We start from the raw sequence: 20,099 nt of genomic DNA on the forward strand, positions 1-20,099 counted from the left end.
GAGATCCTCTCTTAGTGAGTGTTCGTGGCGTTCTGAGCCAGATCGCTGTCGGCGCTCAACTCACGCACAGCGATGTAACGTTCACTGCGACGGGTGCGATCCAGCACCTGCCCTACCAATTGACCACATGCAGCGTCGATATCCTCACCACGGGTGGTGCGCACGGTGACGTTGAAACCGGCCTGATGCAACTGATCCTGGAAGCGGCGAATGGCGTTGTTGCTTGGCCGCTCGTACCCGGAATGCGGGAACGGGTTGAACGGGATCAGGTTGATCTTGCACGGGATGTCTTTCAGCAACTCGATCATTTCCACCGCATGCTCAAGCTTGTCGTTGACGTCCTTGAGCAAGGTGTACTCGATGGTCAGCACACGTTTCTCGCCGAGGGCGGACATGTAGCGCTGGCACGACTCGAGCAGCATCTTAAGCGGATATTTCTTGTTGATCGGCACCAATTGGTTACGCAATGCGTCATTCGGTGCGTGCAGGGACAACGCCAGGGACACGTCGATGTGCTTGGCCAGCTCATCGATCATCGGCACCACGCCCGAAGTGGACAGGGTCACGCGGCGCTTGGAAATCCCGTAGCCGAGGTCATCCATCATCAGATGCATGGCGGCGACGACGTTGTCGAAGTTCAGCAACGGCTCGCCCATGCCCATCATCACCACGTTGGTGATGGCACGGTCGACGGTGGCCGGGACGCTGCCAAAAGATTTGTTGGCAATCCACACCTGGCCAATGACTTCGGCGGCGGTGAGGTTGCTGTTGAAGCCTTGCTTGCCGGTGGAGCAGAAACTGCAATCCAGGGCACAGCCTGCCTGGGACGAAACGCACAGAGTGCCGCGTTTGCCCTGGGGAATGTACACGGTCTCGACGCAGCTGCCGGACGCCACGCGCACCACCCATTTACGGGTGCCGTCGCTGGAGATGTCCTCGCTGACCACTTCCGGACCACGCACTTCGGCAATGGCCTTGAGCTTGTCGCGCAAGGCCTTGCTGACGTTCGTCATGGCGTCGAAATCATCGACGCCAAAGTGGTGAATCCATTTCATTACCTGACCGGCACGGAAACGCTTCTCCCCGATTGAGTCGAAGAATTTTTCCATTTCCGGCTGGGTCAGACCCAGCAGGTTGGTTTTCACAGTCGATGTCGTCATGGATTCACCTTCACTCTTAAGCCAATGCTTAGCGAGTGGTTACTTCAGTAGCTGCGAAGAAGTAAGCGATTTCGCGAGCAGCAGCGGCTTCGGAGTCCGAACCGTGAACGGCGTTGGCGTCGATCGACTCGGCGAAGTCAGCACGGATGGTGCCGGCAGCCGCTTCTTTAGGGTTGGTAGCGCCCATCAGCTCACGGTTGCGAGCGATGGCGTTTTCGCCTTCCAGAACCTGAACGACAACCGGACCGGAAGTCATGAACGCAACCAGGTCACCGAAGAAACCGCGCTCGCTGTGTTCAGCGTAGAAGCCTTCGGCTTCGGCTTTGGACAGTTGCTTCAGTTTCGAAGCTACAACGCGCAGGCCAGCGTCTTCGAAGCGAGTGGTGATCTTGCCGATCACGTTTTTAGCAACGGCGTCAGGCTTGATGATGGAGAAAGTACGTTGAACAGCCATGGTGTAACTCCAGAAACGGTAATTTGCGAAAAATTAAACCCGCGAATTATACGCGGGTTCTTGGGTATTGCCTAACCTGCGAGACGATCAGTCCAATTCTGCCGCCCAAAGCTCTTGAACCGCTTCGAGCACCTTCTCGCCGACCCGGCCAGAAGTAGCATCGAAGTCAGGCAGCTCAAGGATCATCTGCTGCAAACGGACGAAACCTACCGAGTACGGATCGAGCCCCTCGTGGGCCTCGGCCAGCTCTTCGGCAATGCGTTGAACATCATTCCAACCGTAGCTCATGACAGTCTTACCAGTCAGTGCGGCGCTTCGGCCGCATGGTTAAGCGAATATTTCGGAATCTCGACCGTGAGGTCTTCTTCGCCGACGATGGCCTGACAGGCCAGACGCGATTGCGCTTCCAGACCCCAGGCACGATCGAGGAAGTCTTCTTCCAGCTCATCGGCCTCTTCCAGCGAGTCGAAACCCTCGCGGATGATGCAGTGGCACGTGGTGCAGGCGCAGACGCCGCCACAGGCACTTTCCATCTCGATGTGGTGTTCGTGGGCCAGTTCGAGAATCGAAGTGCCGGGCGCAGCCTCGACCACCATGCCTTCAGGGCAGAACTTCTCGTGGGGCAGAAAAATGACCTGCGGCATCAGATATCCTCGATTTCATTCAGGTTGCGCCCCGACAGAGCGGCTTTGACCGTCTGATCCATGCGGCGGGCAGCAAAAGCATCGGTCACTTGCGACAGACGCTTGGTCTGCTGCTCGATGGCATAACCATCGGTGCCTTTCATCAGTTCGGCCAGTTCCTGCATTTGCAGGTCGATGACCATGCGCTCTTCGGCGTCGAGCAAACGCTCGCCATCCGCCTCCAGAGCACCCTGCACCGCTTCGAGCAGGCGCTGGGCATCGACTTGCTGCTCACGCAAAACGCGGGCGACCTTGTCGTCACCGGCGTACTGGAACGAGTCCTTGAGCATTTTGGCGATTTCGCCGTCGGTCAGACCGTAGGACGGCTTGACCTGAATGCTCGCCTCGACGCCCGAACCCAATTCACGGGCGGAAACGCTGAGCAGACCGTCGGCATCGACCTGGAAGGTCACACGAATCTTCGCCGCGCCAGCCACCATCGCAGGAATACCGCGCAATTCGAAGCGCGCCAGCGAGCGGCAGTCGCTGATCAGCTCACGCTCACCCTGCAGCACGTGGATGGCCATAGCCGACTGGCCGTCTTTATAGGTGGTGAAATCCTGAGCGCGAGCGACGGGGATGGTGGTATTGCGCGGAATCACCTTCTCCATCAGGCCGCCCATGGTTTCCAGGCCCAGGGACAAGGGAATCACATCGAGCAGCAGCAGTTCGCCGCCATCGCGCTTGTTGCCCGCCAAAGTGTCAGCCTGAATCGCAGCGCCGATGGCCACCACTTGATCCGGGTCGATTTCGGTCAACGGCTGGCGACCAAAGGCTTCTGCAACCGCTTCGCGCACACGGGGCACACGGGTCGAACCGCCGACCATGACCACGGCATGCACGTCTTCGAGCTCGATACCGGAATCGCGAACGGCGCGGCGGCAGGCTTTCAGGCTGCGCGCGACCATCGGCTCGATCAGCGCATCGAAGGCTTCGCGGGTCAGTGAGGCTTTCCAATCGCCATACGCCACTTCCACACTGGCCGCATCGGTCAGAGCTTCTTTGGCCGCGCAAGCGGTTTGCAGCAGATTGCGCTGTGCGCCCGGATCGAGGTCGGCGGACAGGCCCGCGCTCTCGATGATCCAGCCGGCAATGGCGTGATCGAAGTCATCGCCGCCCAGTGCGCTGTCGCCGCCAGTGGCCAGAACCTCGAACACACCGCCGGTCAGACGCAAAATCGAAATATCGAAGGTGCCGCCGCCCAGGTCATAAATGGCTACCAGACCTTCGGCGTGCTGGTCGAGACCGTACGCCACAGCAGCGGCGGTCGGCTCGTTGAGCAGACGCAGCACGTTCAGACCGGCGAGTTTTGCCGCGTCCTTGGTGGCTTGGCGCTGAGCATCGTCGAAGTAAGCTGGAACGGTAATCACCGCGCCAACCAGTTCGCCACCCAAGGTCGCCTCAGCACGCTGACGCAGGACCTTGAGGATATCGGCGGAGACTTCAACCGGGCTTTTCGGACCCTGCACGGTATCGATGAACGGCATGTGCGACTCGCCGCCGACGAAGCGGTACGGCAGTTGCTCGCCCAATTGCTTGACGTCGGACAGACCACGACCCATCAAGCGCTTGACCGACAGCACGGTATTCAAAGGATCGGAAGAGGCAGCCAGCTTGGCCGACTCGCCAACTTCGACGCGATCGGCGTGATAACGCACCGCCGACGGCAGGATGACCTGCCCGTTGGCGTCGGCCAGCGGTTCGGAGACACCGCTGCGCAACGCAGCAACGAGCGAATTGGTAGTGCCCAGGTCGATGCCGACAGCCAGACGACGCTGGTGCGGTTGAGGACTTTGGCCGGGTTCGGCGATCTGCAGTAGAGCCATGGTAATCAGGTCTTGTCTGTCTATCAGGCGTGCAATCAGGGCAGCACTGGGTTAATCGTCGAGGCGCTCTTCTAGCTGGCGCACTTCGTAGGTGAGCTTGTCGAGGAACTGCATGCGCCGCATCAGGCGTTCGGCCTGTTCGCGCTGCGCTGCATCATCCCAACAGGCTGCGAAGCTTTCATTGAGCTGTTCCTGAGCGGCCTTGAGGCGACGCTTGAATACCGCGACACCATCGAGATCGGCACTGTCCTGCAGGTCTTCGAGCTCTTCGCGCCACTGCATCTGCTGCAAAAGAAACTCGGGATCGTGGACGGTGACTTCCATCGGCACTTCATGCCCGCTGATCTTCAGCAGGTAGCGCGCACGCTGGGCCGGACTCTTGAGCGTCTGGTAGGCGTCGTTGAGCCGTGCCGATTGCTCGAGCGCCGAACGCTGCTCGCGCTCGGATGCGTCGGCAAAACGGTCAGGGTGAACCCCGCGTGCCAGCTCTCGATAGCGCGTGGCCAACTGCTCGAGATCCAGGCGGAAGCTCGGTTGCAGCTCGAATAAAGCGAAATGACAAGGAATACCCACGACAAGCCTCAGATGTTGAAGCTTTCGCCGCAGCCACATTCACCGCGTACGTTGGGGTTGTTGAACTTGAAGCCTTCGTTCAACCCTTCCTTGACGAAATCGAGCTCGGTGCCGTCCAGGTAGGTCAGGCTTTTCGGGTCGATGATCACTTTTTCGCCGTGACTCTCGAACACCTGATCTTCCGCAACCACCTCGTCGACAAACTCCAGCACGTAGGCAAGGCCGGAACAGCCTGTGGTGCGAACACCCAGACGAATCCCTTCACCTTTGCCGCGCCCGTCGAGGGAGCGCCGCACGTGCCGAGCAGCCGCTTCTGTCATGCTGATAGCCATCGTTGACTCCTTACTCGTCGCCAGATCCAGAAAGTCAGATCAAGCCTTTCTTCTGCTTGTAATCGCGAACAGCCGCTTTGATAGCGTCTTCAGCCAGTACCGAGCAGTGGATTTTCACTGGCGGCAGGGCCAGTTCTTCGGCCAGCTGAGTGTTCTTGATGGTTTCGGCTTCGTCCAGGGTCTTGCCCTTCATCCACTCGGTGGCGAGGGAGCTGGAAGCGATGGCCGAACCGCAGCCGTAGGTCTTGAACTTGGCGTCTTCGATAACGCCCTGGTCGTTGACCTTGATTTGCAGACGCATCACGTCGCCGCACGCCGGAGCGCCGACCATGCCGGTGCCGACATCAGGATCTTCCGCGTTCATCTTGCCGACGTTGCGCGGGTTTTCGTAGTGGTCGATGACCTTTTCGCTGTAAGCCATGATTCTCAATCCTCACTCATCAGGGCCGCTCTTGAGACCCTGCAACTGCGCTGCGTGAACCGCCGCGTCGCTACAGGACCTGTACCCGGCGGCTTCTTTGGTTAGTGTGCCGCCCACTCGATTTTCGAGATATCGACGCCATCTTTGTACATGTCCCACAGCGGCGACAGAGCGCGCAGCTTGGTAACGGCCTCGCAGACTTTCTGCGCGGCGTAGTCGATTTCTTCTTCGGTGGTGAAGCGGCCGAAGGTAAAGCGGATCGAGCTGTGTGCCAGTTCGTCGTTGCGGCCCAGGGCGCGCAATACGTACGAAGGCTCCAGCGACGCCGAGGTGCACGCCGAACCGGACGATACCGCCAGATCCTTGAGTGCCATGATCAGCGATTCGCCTTCAACGTAGTTGAAGCTCAGGTTCAGGTTGTGCGGAACGCGGGCGGTCAGGCTGCCGTTGACGTACAGCTCTTCCAGATGCTCGACCTGCTTGTAGAAACGGTCGCTCAAGGCTTTGATACGGGCGTTTTCAGCCGCCATGTCTTCCTTGGCCACACGGAACGCTTCACCCATGCCGACGATCTGGTGAGTCGCCAGGGTGCCGGAACGCATGCCACGCTCGTGACCGCCGCCGTGCATGGTCGCTTCGATGCGCACACGCGGCTTGCGGCTGACGTACAGCGCGCCGATGCCTTTGGGACCGTAGGTCTTGTGGGCGGAGAACGACATCATGTCGACTTTCAGTTTCTGCAGATCGATGTCGACCTTGCCAGTGGACTGAGCGGCGTCGACGTGGAACAGCACGCCCTTGGAGCGCAGCAGTTCGCCGATCGCAGCGATGTCGTTCACAGTGCCGATTTCGTTGTTCACGTGCATTACCGACACCAGAATGGTGTCTTCGCGCAGTGCCGCATCGATCATCGCCGGAGTGATCAGACCGTCTTCGGTCGGCTCAAGGTAAGTCACTTCGAAACCTTCACGCTCCAGTTGGCGCATGGTGTCGAGAACGGCCTTGTGTTCGATCTTGCTGGTGATCAGGTGCTTGCCCTTGGAGGCGTAGAAATGTGCCGCACCCTTGATTGCCAGGTTGTCGGACTCGGTGGCCCCGGAGGTCCAGACGATTTCGCGCGGATCGGCGTTGACCAGATCGGCCACCTGACGACGGGCGTTTTCGACCGACTCTTCAGCCTTCCAGCCAAATACGTGGGAGCGCGACGCCGGGTTGCCGAAGTTTCCGTCAACCAGCAGGCATTCACTCATTTTTTGCGCAACACGCGGATCAACCGGGGTGGTCGCAGAGTAATCAAGGTAAATCGGCAATTTCATGGACTATCTCCTAAATCAGGGCTGGCGTGCCGTTGGCTCTCTGGCGGTCATTCGACGGCGGACGCTTCAATCTTGTCCAGGCGTGGCGCCTTGCTGTTGCAACGGCGCTGGTCCTGACGCTGGGCTACTTCTTGCACCTCACGGCGAGTCACAAGATCAGCCAAGCTGATACCACTTAGAAATTCGTGAATCTGCAGGCTCAGGTCGCACCACAGATGGTGGGTCAGGCAGGTGTCGCCGGAATGGCAATCGCCCTGGCCCTGGCACTTGGTGGCGTCGACCGATTCGTTCACCGCATCGATCACCTGGGCGACCTGGATGCCCTGCATGTCGCGGGACAACTGGTAGCCACCACCGGGACCGCGAACACTGGAAACCAGGTTGCTGCGACGCAGTTTGGCGAACAGCTGTTCGAGGTAGGACAGGGAGATGCCTTGGCGCTCGGAGATATCGGCCAGGGACACCGGCCCGTGCTGCGCGTGCAACGCCAGGTCAAGCATGGCGGTCACGGCGTATCGGCCTTTTGTAGTCAGTCGCATGGACAGTTACCACGGAGTTCAGAATGGGCGGGAGTATGCAATTCCCGAGCATTTAAGTCAACTATAAGACCTAGTGCTTTAGTCGGGTTTACCCGCAAAAGAGCGCGCGCACTATAACAAAGGCTGGCGGCATGCAGCCAGCGGTACCGCGTCATCGTTCTTCGCGAGCAGGCTCGCTCCCACAGGTGACCGCATTTCAATGTGGGAGCGAGCCTGCTCGTGAAGGCTGCGCTGCGGTCTAGCTGGCTTTCGATTCGTCCTTGCCCTTCACACAGGCAAAGTCTTCTTCACGCAGCTCAGGCAGATCTTTCGCACAGTAATTGCTGCCCAGATCCTTCAACGCGCCGCACATGCCTTCCAGACGCCCGTCGACCGCTTGCAGGTGATCGAGCAACTGGCCGATGGCGCGCGCCACCGGGTCGGGCATGTCTTCGCTGACGCCATAGGCATCGAAACCGATTTTCTCAGCCATGGCCTTGCGCTTGGCGTCCTGCTCTTCATCGGACTTGACGATGATGCGCCCCGGAATCCCCACCACAGTGGCGCCCGGCGGCACTTCCTTGGTCACCACCGCGTTGGAACCGACCTTGGCACCAGCACCGACCGTGAACGGACCGAGGACCTTGGCGCCCGCGCCGACCACCACACCGTCACCCAGCGTCGGGTGGCGCTTGCCCTTGTTCCAACTGGTGCCGCCGAGTGTCACACCCTGATAGATGGTCACGTCGTCGCCGATCTCGGCGGTCTCACCGATAACGATACCCATGCCGTGGTCGATAAAGAAACGCCGCCCAACCTTGGCGCCCGGATGAATCTCGATGCCGGTCAGCCAGCGGCCGAAGTTCGACACCAGCCGTGCCAGCCACTTCAGATCGTTGCGCCAGAGCATGCCGGCCAGTCGATGAATCCAGATCGCATGCATGCCGGGGTAGCAGGTCAGGACTTCAAAAGCGTTACGCGCCGCCGGGTCTCGATGGAATACGCTCTGGATATCTTCACGCAAACGCTCAAACATCATTCAGTCCTTCCGCTTAAGAAGCTCACCACGGGCCGCTTTCTGGGTTTCCGTGAGAATGCCCCGCAAAATATTCATTTCCGCCCGGCTGACCGAGCTGCGTCCGTACAACCGGCGCAGGCGTGCCATCAAGTGCCGGGGTTTTTCCGGGTCGAGAAATTCGATCGCGACCAATGTCTGCTCCAGATGCTCGTAAAAGCGCTCCAGCTCATCCATGGTCGCCAGCTCGGCGCTTTTCACCGAAGCCACTTCTTCTTTCTCGACCTTGCTCGGCTGCCCCTGCGAGGCCAGCCAGGCCATGCGCACTTCGTAGCTCAGCACCTGCACCGCCGCTCCAAGGTTCAGCGAACTGAACGTCGGGTCGGAAGGGATGTGCACGTGGAAGTGACATCGCTGCAGCTCTTCGTTGGTCAGGCCGGAATCTTCACGACCGAACACCAGAGCGATTTCGGCGCCCTGCCCGGCCTCTTCCACGGCTTTGGTCCCGCATTCACGCGGATCGAGCAGCGGCCACGGAATACGTCGATCCCGCGCACTGGTGCCCAGCACCAGATTGCAGCCGACCAAGGCATCTTCCAAAGTGGCGACGACCTGCGCGTTTTCAAGGATGTCTCCGGCACCGGATGCGCGGGCATCGGCTTCGTGGTGCGGAAACTGGCGTGGCTCGACCAGCACCAGACGCGACAGACCCATGTTTTTCATGGCGCGCGCGGCCCCGCCGATATTGCCGGGGTGGCTGGTATTGACCAGGACGACACGAATGTTCTGCAGCAAGGGAGGCGCTCTCGGACATTGGAAAGGGGGGCAAATCTTACAGAACAGCCTACCGTTAAGCTATGAAAGCGAACAGCGTCCTTCACCTGAAGAAAAGTTCTGATAGAATGCGCGGCTTTCTTTAACAACCTTAGGTGACACATCCATGCAGCCCATGCTGAATATCGCGCTGCGCGCCGCCCGCAGCGCCAGTGAACTGATCTTCCGCTCCATCGAGCGCCTGGATACCATCAAGGTCGACGAAAAAGACGCCAAGGATTATGTATCCGAGGTCGATCGCGCCGCTGAACAGAAAATCATCGATGCCCTGCGCAAGGCTTACCCGAATCACTCGATCCAGGGTGAAGAGACCGGCCTGCACGCTGGCACCGGCATCGAAGGCGAAGAGTACCTGTGGATCATCGATCCACTGGACGGCACCACCAACTTCCTGCGTGGCATTCCGCACTTCGCAGTCAGCATCGCCTGCAAATACCGTGGTCGCCTGGAACACGCTGTGGTTCTGGACCCGGTGCGCCAGGAAGAATTCACCGCCAGCCGTGGTCGCGGCGCACAACTGAACGGTCGTCGCCTGCGCGTCAGCGGCCGCACCAGCCTTGACGGCGCCCTGCTGGGTACCGGCTTTCCGTTCCGTAACGACCAGATGGACAACCTCGACAACTACCTGGGCATGTTCCGCTCCCTGGTCGGCCAGACTGCCGGCATCCGCCGCGCTGGCGCAGCGAGCCTGGACCTGGCCTACGTGGCTGCCGGCCGTTTCGATGCGTTCTGGGAATCGGGCCTGTCCGAGTGGGACATGGCGGCAGGCGCCCTGCTGATTCAGGAAGCCGGCGGCCTGGTGAGCGACTTCACCGGCGGTCACGACTTCCTTGAAAAAGGCCACATCGTTGCCGGCAACACCAAATGCTTCAAGGCAGTCCTGACGGCGATCCAGCCGCACCTGCCGGCTTCGCTGAAGCGCTAAGCTTCGGACGAATCAGAAAAGCACCCTTCAGGGTGCTTTTTTTATGCCCATTTGTCAGGCCCAGTGAATCTCATGTGGGAGCGAGCCTGCTCGCGAAAGCGGTGTATCAGCAGAATGGATACTGAATGATGGACCGCATTCGCGAGCAGGCTCGCTCCCACAGATGGGAATCGCGCGGCCATAAATCGCAGGCACAAAAAAAGCACCCCGCAGGGTGCTTCTTTTCAAAACAGTGAAATCTTACTGACCCGGCTCATTCTGCGACAGGATCAGCTTGCCTTCCTTGTCGACCGGAATCTGGTTGCCCGGATCGCGGTCCATCCGCACTTTGCCTTCCTTGCCATCGAGCGAGTAACGCACGTCGTAACCGACGACCTTGTCGCTGATGTCATTGACCGTATTGCAGCGGGTTTGCGTGGTGGTGTAGGTGTCACGCTCCTGCATGCCCTCCTGCACCTTGTTACCCGCGTAACCGCCACCGACCGCACCGGCCACCGTGGCAATCTTCTTGCCGGTGCCGCCGCCAATCTGGTTGCCCAGCAAGCCACCGGCCAGCGCGCCGACCACGGTACCGGCGATCTGGTGTTGATCTTTCACCGGTGCCTGACGGGTCACCGTTACATCCTTGCATACTTCACGTGGAGTCTTGATCTGTGTCTTGACCGGCTCAACGGCTAGCACTTGCGCATACTCAGGGCCGCTTTTAACCAGGCTGTAGGTGGCAACAGCACCCCCGGCTGTAACACCGACAGCACCCAATACCGCACCAACCAGCAACGACTTGTTCACATGAACCTCCTGACCATCACATGCGGGACGCGCCCGCGCTTCTCCCAGCCTTGGAGCACAAAAAAAGGCGCGAGTTCAACTCGCGCCTTTCTTGGGCTGACAGCCGGAGTTTCGAGGGCCGTTATGGACGGTCGTCGACTTCCTGCTCGGTGTTGGCCGGAGGAATCAGATCCTCGGTGGTCAGGTTCAGCCAGATCAGCACGACGTTGGCGATGTAGATCGACGAGTACGTACCCGCCAGCACGCCGATGAACAGCGCGATGGAAAAGCCGAACAGGTTGTCGCCGCCGAAGAACAGCAGCGCCGCGATCGCCAGCAAGGTCGAGATCGACGTCGCCATGGTGCGCAGCAGGGTCTGGGTGGTCGAGATGTTGATGTTCTCGATCAGCGACGCCTTGCGCAGCACACGGAAGTTCTCCCGCACCCGGTCGAACACGACGATGGTGTCGTTCAGCGAGTAACCGATGATCGCCAGTACCGCCGCCAGCACCGTCAGGTCGAAGGTGATCTGGAAGAACGACAGGATACCGATGGTCACGATCACGTCGTGGATCAGCGACACGATGGCGCCGACCGCGAACTTCCACTGAAAGCGGAAAGCCAGGTAGATCAGGATGCCGCCCAGCGCCAGGAGCATGCCGAGGCCGCCCTGGTCGCGCAGCTCTTCACCGACCTGCGGGCCGACGAACTCGACACGCTTGACCGTCGCCGGGTTGTCGCCGCCAACCTTCTGCAGTGCTTCCGCGACCTGATGACCGAGCTGCGGGTCTTCACCCGGCATGCGCACCAGCAGGTCAGTGGTGGCACCGAAGTTCTGCACGATGGCTTCGTGGTAACCCGAGGTCGCCAACTGCTCGCGGACCTTGGTGACATCGGCCGGACGCTCGTAGGTCAGCTCGATGAGCGTACCGCCGGTGAAGTCCAGGCCCCAGTTCATGCCTTTGGTGACGACGCTGAATACCGCCAGCAGCGTTAGAAAAACCGTGACGCCGAACGCGAAGTTGCGAACGCCCATGAAGTTGATTGTACGTAACATGGCAGCCCCTTAAATCCACAACTTCTTGAAGTCACGCCCGCCAAAGATCAGGTTGACCATTGCGCGGGTCACCATGATGGCCGTGAACATCGAGGTAAAGATCCCGAGGGACATGGTCACTGCGAAGCCCTTCACCGGGCCGGTGCCCATGGCGAAGAGAATGCCGCCGACCAGCAAAGTGGTCAGGTTGGCGTCGAGAATCGCGGTGAATGCCCGGCCGAAGCCTTCGTTGATTGCACGCTGCACGGTCATGCCTGCGGCGATTTCTTCACGGATCCGCGAGAAGATCAGCACGTTGGCGTCAACCGCCATACCCATGGTCAACACGATACCGGCGATGCCCGGCAGGGTCAGCGTCGCGCCCAGCAGCGACATCAGCGCCAGCAACAGCACCATGTTCACCGCCAGCGCGACAGTGGCGATAACGCCGAAGAAGCGGTAGATGGCAATGATGAACAGCGACACGAACAGCATGCCCCACAGCGACGCATCGATACCTTTGGTGATGTTGTCAGCACCCAGGCTCGGACCGATTGTGCGCTCTTCGGCGAAGTACATCGGCGCCGCCAGACCACCGGCACGCAGCAGCAGCGCCAGCTCGGACGATTCGCCCTGGCCGTTCAGGCCGGTGATACGGAACTGCGCACCCAGCGGCGACTGAATGGTCGCCAGACTGATGATCTTCTTCTCTTCCTTGAAGGTCTGCACCGGTACGTCTTTCTCGACACCGTTGACCACCTGCTTGGTGTAAGTGGTCACCGGGCGTTGCTCGATGAAGATCACCGCCATGCTGCGACCGACGTTCGAACGGGTCGCGCGGCTCATCAGCTCACCACCGTGGCCATCCAGACGGATGTTCACTTCCGGCGTGCCGTGCTCGCCGAAACCGGCCTTGGCGTCGGTGACCTGGTCACCGGTGATGATCAGACCACGCTCGATCTGCGCTGGCGGACGATTGCCTTCACGGAATTCGAACGACTCGGAAGTGGCTTTCGAAGCGCCCGGCTCAGCGGCCAGACGGAACTCAAGGTTGGCCGTTTTGCCGAGAATACGCTTGGCTTCGGCAGTGTCCTGCACGCCTGGCAGTTCAACCACAATGCGGTTGGCGCCCTGACGCTGCACGATCGGTTCGGCAACACCCAGCTCGTTGACACGGTTACGTACCGTGGTCAGGTTCTGCTTGATGGAGTATTCACGGATTTCCGCCAGCTTGGCCGGGGTCATCGCCAGACGCAGCACCGGTTGACCGTTGAGGTCGGCCGGAACAATGTCGAAATCGTTGAAGTTCTTGCGGATCAGGCTGCGAGCCTGTTCGCGGCTGTCTTCGTCAGCGAAGCCCAGCTGAATGGCACCGCCCAGTTGCGGCAGGCTGCGATAGCGCAGCTTCTCTTTGCGCAGCAGGCTCTTGACGTCGCCTTCGTAGACTTTCAGGCGTGCATCGAGGGCTTTGTCCATGTCCACTTCAAGCAGGAAGTGCACACCACCGGACAAGTCCAGACCCAGCTTCATCGGGTGCGCGCCCAGATTGCGCAGCCATTGCGGAGTGGTCTGTGCCAGGTTCAGCGCGACGACGTAGTCATCACCCAATGCCTTGCGCACGACGTCCTTGGCTGGCAGCTGGTCTTCAGCCTTGGCCAGACGGATCAGGCCGCCCTTGCCGCCCGAGGTCAGCGTGGCTGCCTTGACGTTGATGCCGGATTCTTTCAGCGCCGTGCTGACGCGATCCAGATCGGCCTGATTGACCTGCAGGGCCGTGCTGGCGCCGCTGATCTGAATGGCCGGGTCATCGGGGTAAAGATTGGGAGCGGAATAAATCAGACCGATCGCCAGCACCGCCAGGATCAGAATGTATTTCCACAGAGGGTATTTGTTCAGCATCACGCCGCCCGTTATGAACGCGGGGCGCCTTGCGCGCCCCGTCGATTGAGTAGAAGTCGTTGCTCTTAGATCGCTTTCAGCGTGCCTTTTGGCAGCGTGGCGGCGATGGCGCCTTTCTGGAACTTCATTTCAACGGTGTCGGAGACTTCCAGAACCACGAAGTCATCGGCAACCTTGGTGATCTTGCCGGCGATGCCGCCAGTGGTCACGACTTCGTCGCCTTTCTGCAGGCTGCTCAGCAGGTTCTTCTGCTCTTTGGCGCGCTTGGCCTGTGGACGCCAGATCATCAGGTAGAAGATGACCAGGAAGCCGACCAGGAAAATCCACTCGAAGCCGCCGCCCATTGGGCCTGCAGCAGCCGGTGCAGCTGCGTCAGCCATGGCGTTAGAGATAAAAAAGCTCATTTAGCACTCCAGTTGCAAATGTTGAATCTTGGGGTCAGAAAACTCAGTCCAAAGGCGGAACGGGAAGTCCGCGTTTGGCGTAGAAGGCATCGACAAAGGCGGCCAATGTACCCTGTTGAATAGCCTCGCGCAAACCAGCCATCAGCACCTGATAATGGCGCAAGTTATGGATGGTATTGAGCATGCTGCCGAGCATTTCGCCGCACTTGTCCAGGTGATGCAGATAAGCGCGCGAGAAGTTCTGGCAGGTATAGCAATCGCAGGTCGGATCCAGCGGCGATTCATCATGGCGATGGAACGCGTTACGGATCTTCAGCACGCCAGTATCAATGAACAGATGCCCATTGCGGGCATTACGGGTTGGCATCACGCAATCGAACATGTCCACACCGCGGCGCACACCCTCAACCAGATCTTCCGGTTTGCCAACGCCCATAAGGTAACGAGGTTTGTCAGCGGGCATCAGGCCCGGCAGGTAATCGAGCACCTTGATCATTTCGTGCTTCGGCTCGCCCACCGACAGGCCGCCAATGGCGAGGCCGTCGAAGCCGATTTTGTCGAGGCCTTCGAGCGAGCGCATGCGCAGGTTTTCATGCATGCCGCCCTGGACGATGCCGAACAGCGCCGCGGTGTTGTCGCCATGCGCGTTCTTCGAGCGCTGCGCCCAACGCAAAGACAATTCCATCGATACCCGCGCAACGTCCTCGTCAGCCGGGTACGGCGTGCATTCGTCGAAGATCATCACGATGTCGGAGCCGAGATCGCGCTGCACCTGCATCGATTCTTCCGGGCCCATGAACACTTTCGCGCCATCGATCGGCGAGGCGAAGGTCACGCCCTCCTCCTTGATCTTGCGCATCGCGCCGAGGCTGAACACCTGGAAGCCGCCGGAGTCGGTCAGGATCGGACCTTTCCACTGCATGAAATCATGCAGGTCGCCGTGCTCCTTGATCACCTGCGTGCCGGGACGCAGCCACAGGTGGAAGGTGTTGCCCAGAATGATCTCCGCGCCCGTGGCGACGATGTCACGCGGCAACATGCCCTTGACCGTGCCGTAGGTGCCGACCGGCATGAACGCCGGGGTCTCGACGGTGCCACGGGGGAAGGTCAGGCGACCACGGCGAGCCTTGCCATCGGTGGCCAGCAGCTCAAAGGACATTCGACATTCGCGACTCATTCTGTTTCCTCTGGGCCTGATTGTTCAGGGGCAGTTGGAGCGGGATTGCGGGTGATGAACATCGCATCACCGTAGCTGAAAAAGCGGTAACCGTTGTCGACAGCGGCCTTGTAGGCAGCCATGGTTTCGGGATAACCGGCAAACGCCGAAACCAGCATCAACAGCGTCGATTCCGGCAAATGGAAATTGGTCACCAGGGCATCGACCACATGAAACGGCCGGCCCGGGTAGATAAAGATGTCGGTGTCGCCACTGAACGGCTTAAGCACACCATCGCGCGCCGCACTCTCCAGCGAACGCACACTGGTTGTGCCGACCGCGACCACCCGACCGCCACGAGCCCGGCATGCCGCCACGGCATCGACTACGTCCTGGCCGACTTCCAGCCACTCGGTGTGCATGTGGTGATCTTCGATCTTGTCGACGCGCACCGGCTGGAACGTCCCCGCACCGACGTGCAGTGTGACGAACGCCGTCTCGACGCCCTTGGCCGCAATCGCTTCCAGCAACGGCTGATCGAAATGCAGCCCCGCCGTCGGCGCCGCCACCGCGCCCAGGCGCTCGGCGTACACGGTCTGATAACGCTCGCGATCCGAGCCCTCATCCGGGCGGTCTATATAAGGAGGCAACGGCATGTGCCCGACACGATCGAGCAGCGGCAGCACTTCTTCAGCGAAGCCCAGCTCGAACAGCGCATCGTGACGCGCCAGCATCTCGGCTTCGCCACCGCCGTCGATAAGAATCTTCGAACCCGGCTTCGGCGACTTGCTCGAGCGCACATGCGCCAGCACGCGATGGCTGTCGAGCACGCGCTCGACAAGAATTTCCAGCTTGCCGCCGGACGCTTTCTGCCCGAACAGCCGCGCCGGAATCACCCGGGTATTGTTGAACACCATCAAATCGCCCGGGCGCAAATGCTCAAGCAAATCAGTGAATTGACGGTGTGCCAGGGCGCCGCTCGGCCCATCGAGGGTCAGCAGGCGACTACCGCGACGCTCGGCCAAAGGATGGCGGGCGATCAGCGAATCAGGAAGCTCGAAAGTAAAGTCAGCAACGCGCATGATGGGGTTCGTCTAGCAGGGCCGGAAAGTCTAGCGGAAATATCGAAAATTGACCATGAAACGTGATTGACCAACGGTAATGACCTCTCTATACTTCGCCGCCATTGAGCCCTGATGGCGGAATTGGTAGACGCGGCGGATTCAAAATCCGTTTTCGAAAGGAGTGGGAGTTCGAGTCTCCCTCGGGGCACCAAAATTAAGAAAGGTCTTGCTTTGCAAGGCCTTTTTTTTCGTCTGTGGAAAAGTGGGCTGTTGGGTTTTCGTATGCCGGGGACGCAGAAGTTTGCCTTCAACAACCGCGCCGAAGATCAGACGCCGGAAGATTGGAAAACCAAGCAAAGCACTGACGAGACAGAGAGCTGGCTGAGCAAATTGCCGCCGATTAAAAAAGGCCTCCGAAGAAGCCTTTTTTGAATCCCAGCCATCTATTTTTTTCTGCAAACTTCAACGTCGTTTTGTGTTTTCAGATCGGTATCGATGCCCAGCCGGTATCTGCAGTAATCAACGATCCAGATACGCTCCTCCTCCGTGAGCCGTTCGACCTTACGAATTTCTCCGTCATTGGCGTGGATGTTGTAAAACTTCATCTGAAACGTCGGATGCTTCTTGATGAACAGGATGGTTTCAATGTCTCCATCCTCCAGCGCTTCGTAATACCCAACGTAGAGCACGGTCACCAGAGCCAATCCAATCAGGGCAATCAGCTTCTTCATTCTCGCGGCGCCGGAGGTGGGAGTAGTTGAGTTTTCGCTCTGAGATTCCTGACCAACTCCATGCCAATATTTCCGGGACAGATCTTGCCTTCAGATGCTTGACCTGGGTATTCCCGATGACCGCCAAAATGCTTGATTACAAACACACTCTTCAGCGCATCGATCAGATGTATCAGCGCAGTGATCTGGGCAGCAGGTATTACGTTTGTCGTGCTGTATCCGAGGCTATCAAGCGCAACACGGCCCTTCGCGACCCAATCTCCGCCCTCCTCCGGTGTCGTCAGGTTTTCCAGTAAAACAATGCCAATCAGGCCTGTATTGAATTTCAGGACACTCGAACCTTGAAGGCGTATGTCGCGCCCCTCATAAACTTGCCCGGTGCAATCAATACCGAAGTGGTAGCCGATATCGTCGTATTTCTGGCTTAGGTGCCCCTTCTGGATTTCCTGCATCTGCTCTGCACCAGGTGTACAGCTGTGGCTACGGCCGGCGTGATGCAGGGCGATCATGGTGTAATCCCAATCCATCACCATATCCGGCTTGCCCTTCACCGCTCCCCACGAGGATCGCTCTACAAACGTGGCGTTCAGTGACCGGACCTTCTTGATGATCGCTTCACGCGTTGCCGCTCGATCATTCACGGTAATGGGTATCGGACACATGAACTCGCCGGGCTTGATTTCCTGGGCGGTCGCTTGAGTTGCGAATAGATTGGTCATCACACGCCCTCCGCCAGCTCATGGAGTGTCCGTGCCGGAGCGCTGAACATGACGTGCAGTGAAATTTTCGCATCGGGGGACGGCGTCTTAACGTGAGCAATACCGTTGGCGTCGGTAACGCCTGTGGTTTCTACACCGTTGACCGTCGCCACGAAGTCACGGAAAGCCAACGGAGTACCCTTTTCGCTGTCGGTAACGCTGAATGCTTGACCGTAGGTCTTCTGGATCGCGAGAGGCATGGGAGGGACGAATGGAGCAGGCGTATGCGAATCACCGATGATTACGGTGCCGGAGCCGCCGACTACGACGTCACCATGCGTTCCGACAGTATCAACCAAAGCTGCGTTTTTCCCGTTGATAAAAACGGTCGCTGAGACGCCGGAAACCAACGCGCTGCCGCACGTGCAGGTATCGCCCTTTCGAGCGGCGGCAAGACCATCGAAAAAAACATCAGAAGAGCCGGACGCAATGGATTGGGCACCGTGCCCTGGCATTGGGCAACTGGTCGGATCGGTTAAACGTGCTGCGGGCTTCGCCACAATTGACTCCTTGTCATGATCGTCTATGAACGCGACCTTATCAGAAATCAATAGACCCGGTCCGCCTGGACTGGGCTTGCACAATAGCCAGTAGCACGGATTTCTCGGCCCCAGAATGTCCGCTCACGGCCAAAAGCAGACGGTCGTGAAGGGGCAGTAGACGCCCATGGAAGAGACTCACGCCGGCGTCAATAAAACCAGTTTCTATAGACATACTGCGAACATAGCTGAATCTTATAATATCAAAGAGCCTCGCAGGATGGATGTGGGGGTAGGTGCTCGCCCCCTCTCGAATAAAAATAGGAAAAGAAATGCTTCTCGCAAAGAACTGTTTTATAAAGGACAACCTGAAAACTAGAAAAACGATAAAGCTGGGCACTTTGTATGAGTATAGAAAAATCGAAAGTGCTCAGATTGTCGACAGCGGTGAAGGCAAGTACTCTTTTTTACTGAAATTTGACGGAATCGTTGAGATTGAAAGGCCCTGGTTCAGTCTCATGTTTCAAGGAGCAATCGGCTTAGGTGACGATGTGCATCACCCGAGGATTCCGGGAGCGATGAGCGCAGCTATTCATAATCTTGAGATGGTTGGCGGCAACGAACAGATCATCAGGGTACGAAACTCCAGTGCGAGCGTTCATCGAGAAGCGCTAAATGGATTCATTTTTTGCATGCCCCAAGTTAGGAAGATGCGAGACGCTGTAGGATTGTTTCCCGACTACGATGACTGTTGGTATATGACTGCAACAAAAGCGCATAACTTAGGAGTAGCGCTTTCAGTCCTGCTACGGGACCGCATTACCTCCGGGCGTGATTCAGGTAATCACATAGTTGATCCATGCATCCCACTAGCGAACCTGTCGGTTCACTGTCGGCATGAACTAGTGTCTTACATTGGCCGTGAGATTCATATTTCAGATACCAGCCTGTTCACAGCAGATCAGTTCATGCGCAGAATCTGGGATATGGCGTTTGTAAAACCCCCCTCTTTCTTGGCAGAGAAGGAATATCGATTTAGCTTCACAGTTGTGGCGGGAGACAAGATTCTCATACCTATCGTGGATAATTTGATTCTTAATGCTGAACAACTGGCGGACTGGGCGTTATGAGCTACGATAGATTGCGCATCCATTAATTAGGAAAAATATAATGTCCAATATTGATGTGTATTTGCCGGCAGTAGATGGGTCCGCGTATTGGCCGGTAGCGAAAGGAGATTCGTGCAAGGAGGCTATACATGTCCTCTTTACCGATGACTTCGCCGCACCACCTCATCGATTAGTAATCAAAGTCGCTACGGAAACGGGGAAAGTGGTTGAGGTGAGCATTCCGTACGATGACGCTGGAAAGGCCACAGTGCGAATCGACGGTGAATCGGTGTAACAATAAAATTTCTTTAAAAATAGCTCTAGGGCGAACGTCAGCTATTGGCCGAAAGCGGCCTGTTGCGACTGCCGGCCGGGAAGTACGCTACCCTCCTGCATCATAGGCGTAACCTAGTTCGTTCCTTTTTCATGCATCAGAGGCGTTACACCAGATGGCCGAGTTACACGCCTAAAAATTGGCGTGCGAAGTCGGTGTACATTAAAAATATTAAATAAATACAGCTATTTACCGTTAATCGTTACACCAGTTACATGAGTTACACCGCATTTGGAGGGATATAATCCCCCACACCCCGTAAGCATCAATCCCACCAGCGAACGCTAGGTGTATCTCCCGTTGT

The 20,099-nt window shown here is 58.2% G+C and carries 23 protein-coding genes and 1 tRNA gene; 3 read left to right on the plus strand and 21 right to left on the minus strand.

Going from position 1 to position 20,099, the window contains the following annotated elements; translation table 11 throughout:
* Positions 1 to 11 precede the first annotated feature (11 nt).
* The 12 genes from rlmN to trmJ all read right to left on the minus strand — a co-directional run bounded on the left by rlmN (position 12) and on the right by trmJ (position 9,093).
* Positions 12 to 1,160 carry a dual-specificity RNA methyltransferase RlmN gene (gene rlmN / locus ACGSLL_RS14140; RefSeq protein ID WP_090286031.1) on the minus strand — a complete coding sequence of 383 codons (1,149 nt, stop codon included), beginning with the start codon at positions 1,158 to 1,160 and terminating at the stop codon, positions 12 to 14.
* Between the two features lie 28 nt (positions 1,161 to 1,188).
* Complete coding sequence (gene ndk / locus ACGSLL_RS14145; protein ID WP_024014216.1) at positions 1,189 to 1,614, minus strand: nucleoside-diphosphate kinase; 426 nt, start codon at positions 1,612 to 1,614, stop codon at positions 1,189 to 1,191.
* 87 nt (positions 1,615 to 1,701) lie between these two features.
* On the minus strand, positions 1,702 to 1,902 hold the full coding sequence (gene iscX / locus ACGSLL_RS14150) for a Fe-S cluster assembly protein IscX (RefSeq protein ID WP_016773328.1): 201 nt from the start codon (positions 1,900 to 1,902) through the stop codon (positions 1,702 to 1,704).
* Between the two features lie 14 nt (positions 1,903 to 1,916).
* Positions 1,917 to 2,258, minus strand: coding sequence for an ISC system 2Fe-2S type ferredoxin (gene fdx, locus ACGSLL_RS14155; RefSeq protein WP_016773327.1), 342 nt, complete (start codon positions 2,256 to 2,258; stop codon positions 1,917 to 1,919).
* The gene (gene hscA / locus ACGSLL_RS14160; RefSeq protein ID WP_394506751.1) at positions 2,258 to 4,123 is read right to left on the minus strand and encodes a Fe-S protein assembly chaperone HscA; all 1,866 of its coding nucleotides are present in this window, start codon (positions 4,121 to 4,123) and stop codon (positions 2,258 to 2,260) included. The genes fdx and hscA overlap by 1 nt, the downstream gene beginning before the upstream one ends.
* A gap of 51 nt (positions 4,124 to 4,174) precedes the next feature.
* Entirely contained in the window at positions 4,175 to 4,696 is a 522-nt protein-coding gene (hscB, locus tag ACGSLL_RS14165; protein ID WP_016773325.1) for a co-chaperone HscB, read from the minus strand.
* An 8-nt stretch (positions 4,697 to 4,704) separates the two neighbouring features.
* Positions 4,705 to 5,028: an iron-sulfur cluster assembly protein IscA gene (iscA, locus tag ACGSLL_RS14170; RefSeq protein WP_010565230.1), complete on the minus strand. Its 324-nt coding sequence runs from the start codon at positions 5,026 to 5,028 to the stop codon at positions 4,705 to 4,707.
* A gap of 34 nt (positions 5,029 to 5,062) precedes the next feature.
* The gene (gene iscU, locus ACGSLL_RS14175; protein WP_003227907.1) at positions 5,063 to 5,449 is read right to left on the minus strand and encodes a Fe-S cluster assembly scaffold IscU; all 387 of its coding nucleotides are present in this window, start codon (positions 5,447 to 5,449) and stop codon (positions 5,063 to 5,065) included.
* A gap of 101 nt (positions 5,450 to 5,550) precedes the next feature.
* Positions 5,551 to 6,765, minus strand: coding sequence for an IscS subfamily cysteine desulfurase (locus ACGSLL_RS14180; RefSeq protein WP_394506755.1), 1,215 nt, complete (start codon positions 6,763 to 6,765; stop codon positions 5,551 to 5,553).
* A gap of 47 nt (positions 6,766 to 6,812) precedes the next feature.
* Positions 6,813 to 7,304, minus strand: coding sequence for a Fe-S cluster assembly transcriptional regulator IscR (gene iscR, locus ACGSLL_RS14185; protein ID WP_003227911.1), 492 nt, complete (start codon positions 7,302 to 7,304; stop codon positions 6,813 to 6,815).
* Positions 7,305 to 7,542: 238 nt separating this feature from the next.
* The gene (gene cysE / locus ACGSLL_RS14190; protein WP_090288629.1) at positions 7,543 to 8,319 is read right to left on the minus strand and encodes a serine O-acetyltransferase; all 777 of its coding nucleotides are present in this window, start codon (positions 8,317 to 8,319) and stop codon (positions 7,543 to 7,545) included.
* Positions 8,320 to 8,322: 3 nt separating this feature from the next.
* On the minus strand, positions 8,323 to 9,093 hold the full coding sequence (gene trmJ, locus ACGSLL_RS14195) for a tRNA (cytosine(32)/uridine(32)-2'-O)-methyltransferase TrmJ (RefSeq protein ID WP_394506758.1): 771 nt from the start codon (positions 9,091 to 9,093) through the stop codon (positions 8,323 to 8,325).
* Positions 9,094 to 9,238: 145 nt separating this feature from the next.
* Between trmJ and suhB the strand changes: the two genes are divergently transcribed.
* Complete coding sequence (gene suhB / locus ACGSLL_RS14200; protein WP_203419392.1) at positions 9,239 to 10,057, plus strand: type III secretion system regulator SuhB; 819 nt, start codon at positions 9,239 to 9,241, stop codon at positions 10,055 to 10,057.
* Between the two features lie 240 nt (positions 10,058 to 10,297).
* On the opposite strand, the gene ACGSLL_RS14205 is transcribed toward suhB, so the two are convergent.
* The 6 genes from ACGSLL_RS14205 to queA form a co-directional block, all read right to left on the minus strand.
* Positions 10,298 to 10,846, minus strand: a complete 549-nt coding sequence (locus ACGSLL_RS14205) for a glycine zipper 2TM domain-containing protein (protein ID WP_007956693.1) — start codon at positions 10,844 to 10,846, stop codon at positions 10,298 to 10,300.
* Positions 10,847 to 10,967: 121 nt separating this feature from the next.
* On the minus strand, positions 10,968 to 11,882 hold the full coding sequence (secF, locus tag ACGSLL_RS14210) for a protein translocase subunit SecF (RefSeq protein ID WP_093098568.1): 915 nt from the start codon (positions 11,880 to 11,882) through the stop codon (positions 10,968 to 10,970).
* Between the two features lie 9 nt (positions 11,883 to 11,891).
* Entirely contained in the window at positions 11,892 to 13,760 is a 1,869-nt protein-coding gene (gene secD, locus ACGSLL_RS14215) for a protein translocase subunit SecD (RefSeq protein ID WP_258448093.1), read from the minus strand.
* Between the two features lie 65 nt (positions 13,761 to 13,825).
* Positions 13,826 to 14,164 carry a preprotein translocase subunit YajC gene (yajC, locus tag ACGSLL_RS14220; protein ID WP_007916913.1) on the minus strand — a complete coding sequence of 113 codons (339 nt, stop codon included), beginning with the start codon at positions 14,162 to 14,164 and terminating at the stop codon, positions 13,826 to 13,828.
* 43 nt (positions 14,165 to 14,207) lie between these two features.
* Positions 14,208 to 15,323: a tRNA guanosine(34) transglycosylase Tgt gene (tgt, locus tag ACGSLL_RS14225; protein ID WP_394506763.1), complete on the minus strand. Its 1,116-nt coding sequence runs from the start codon at positions 15,321 to 15,323 to the stop codon at positions 14,208 to 14,210.
* A gap of 14 nt (positions 15,324 to 15,337) precedes the next feature.
* Positions 15,338 to 16,402: a tRNA preQ1(34) S-adenosylmethionine ribosyltransferase-isomerase QueA gene (gene queA, locus ACGSLL_RS14230; RefSeq protein WP_206415086.1), complete on the minus strand. Its 1,065-nt coding sequence runs from the start codon at positions 16,400 to 16,402 to the stop codon at positions 15,338 to 15,340.
* A 108-nt stretch (positions 16,403 to 16,510) separates the two neighbouring features.
* Between queA and ACGSLL_RS14235 the strand changes: the two genes are divergently transcribed.
* Positions 16,511 to 16,595: transfer RNA gene (locus tag ACGSLL_RS14235), tRNA-Leu, on the plus strand.
* 232 nt (positions 16,596 to 16,827) lie between these two features.
* Here the strand turns inward: ACGSLL_RS14235 and ACGSLL_RS14240 are convergent.
* Genes ACGSLL_RS14240 through ACGSLL_RS14250 form a run of 3 tightly spaced genes read right to left on the minus strand, consistent with a single transcriptional unit; the run spans position 16,828 to position 18,373 of the window.
* Positions 16,828 to 17,115: a hypothetical protein gene (locus ACGSLL_RS14240; RefSeq protein ID WP_394506765.1), complete on the minus strand. Its 288-nt coding sequence runs from the start codon at positions 17,113 to 17,115 to the stop codon at positions 16,828 to 16,830.
* Positions 17,112 to 17,834 (minus strand): peptidoglycan recognition protein family protein, encoded by a 723-nt coding sequence (locus ACGSLL_RS14245; RefSeq protein WP_394506767.1) that lies wholly within the window; start codon positions 17,832 to 17,834, stop codon positions 17,112 to 17,114. The genes ACGSLL_RS14240 and ACGSLL_RS14245 overlap by 4 nt, the downstream gene beginning before the upstream one ends.
* Positions 17,834 to 18,373 carry a PAAR domain-containing protein gene (locus ACGSLL_RS14250; RefSeq protein WP_394506887.1) on the minus strand — a complete coding sequence of 180 codons (540 nt, stop codon included), beginning with the start codon at positions 18,371 to 18,373 and terminating at the stop codon, positions 17,834 to 17,836. Before ACGSLL_RS14250 ends, ACGSLL_RS14245 begins: the two co-directional genes overlap by 1 nt.
* A gap of 311 nt (positions 18,374 to 18,684) precedes the next feature.
* Here ACGSLL_RS14250 and ACGSLL_RS14255 point away from each other — a divergent pair, with 311 nt between their 5' ends.
* Entirely contained in the window at positions 18,685 to 19,482 is a 798-nt protein-coding gene (locus tag ACGSLL_RS14255) for a hypothetical protein (protein WP_394506769.1), read from the plus strand.
* Positions 19,483 to 20,099: the final 617 nt, after the last annotated feature.

The organism is Pseudomonas retamae, from assembly GCF_043496865.1.
In the GTDB taxonomy this organism is placed as follows: domain Bacteria; phylum Pseudomonadota; class Gammaproteobacteria; order Pseudomonadales; family Pseudomonadaceae; genus Aquipseudomonas; species Aquipseudomonas retamae.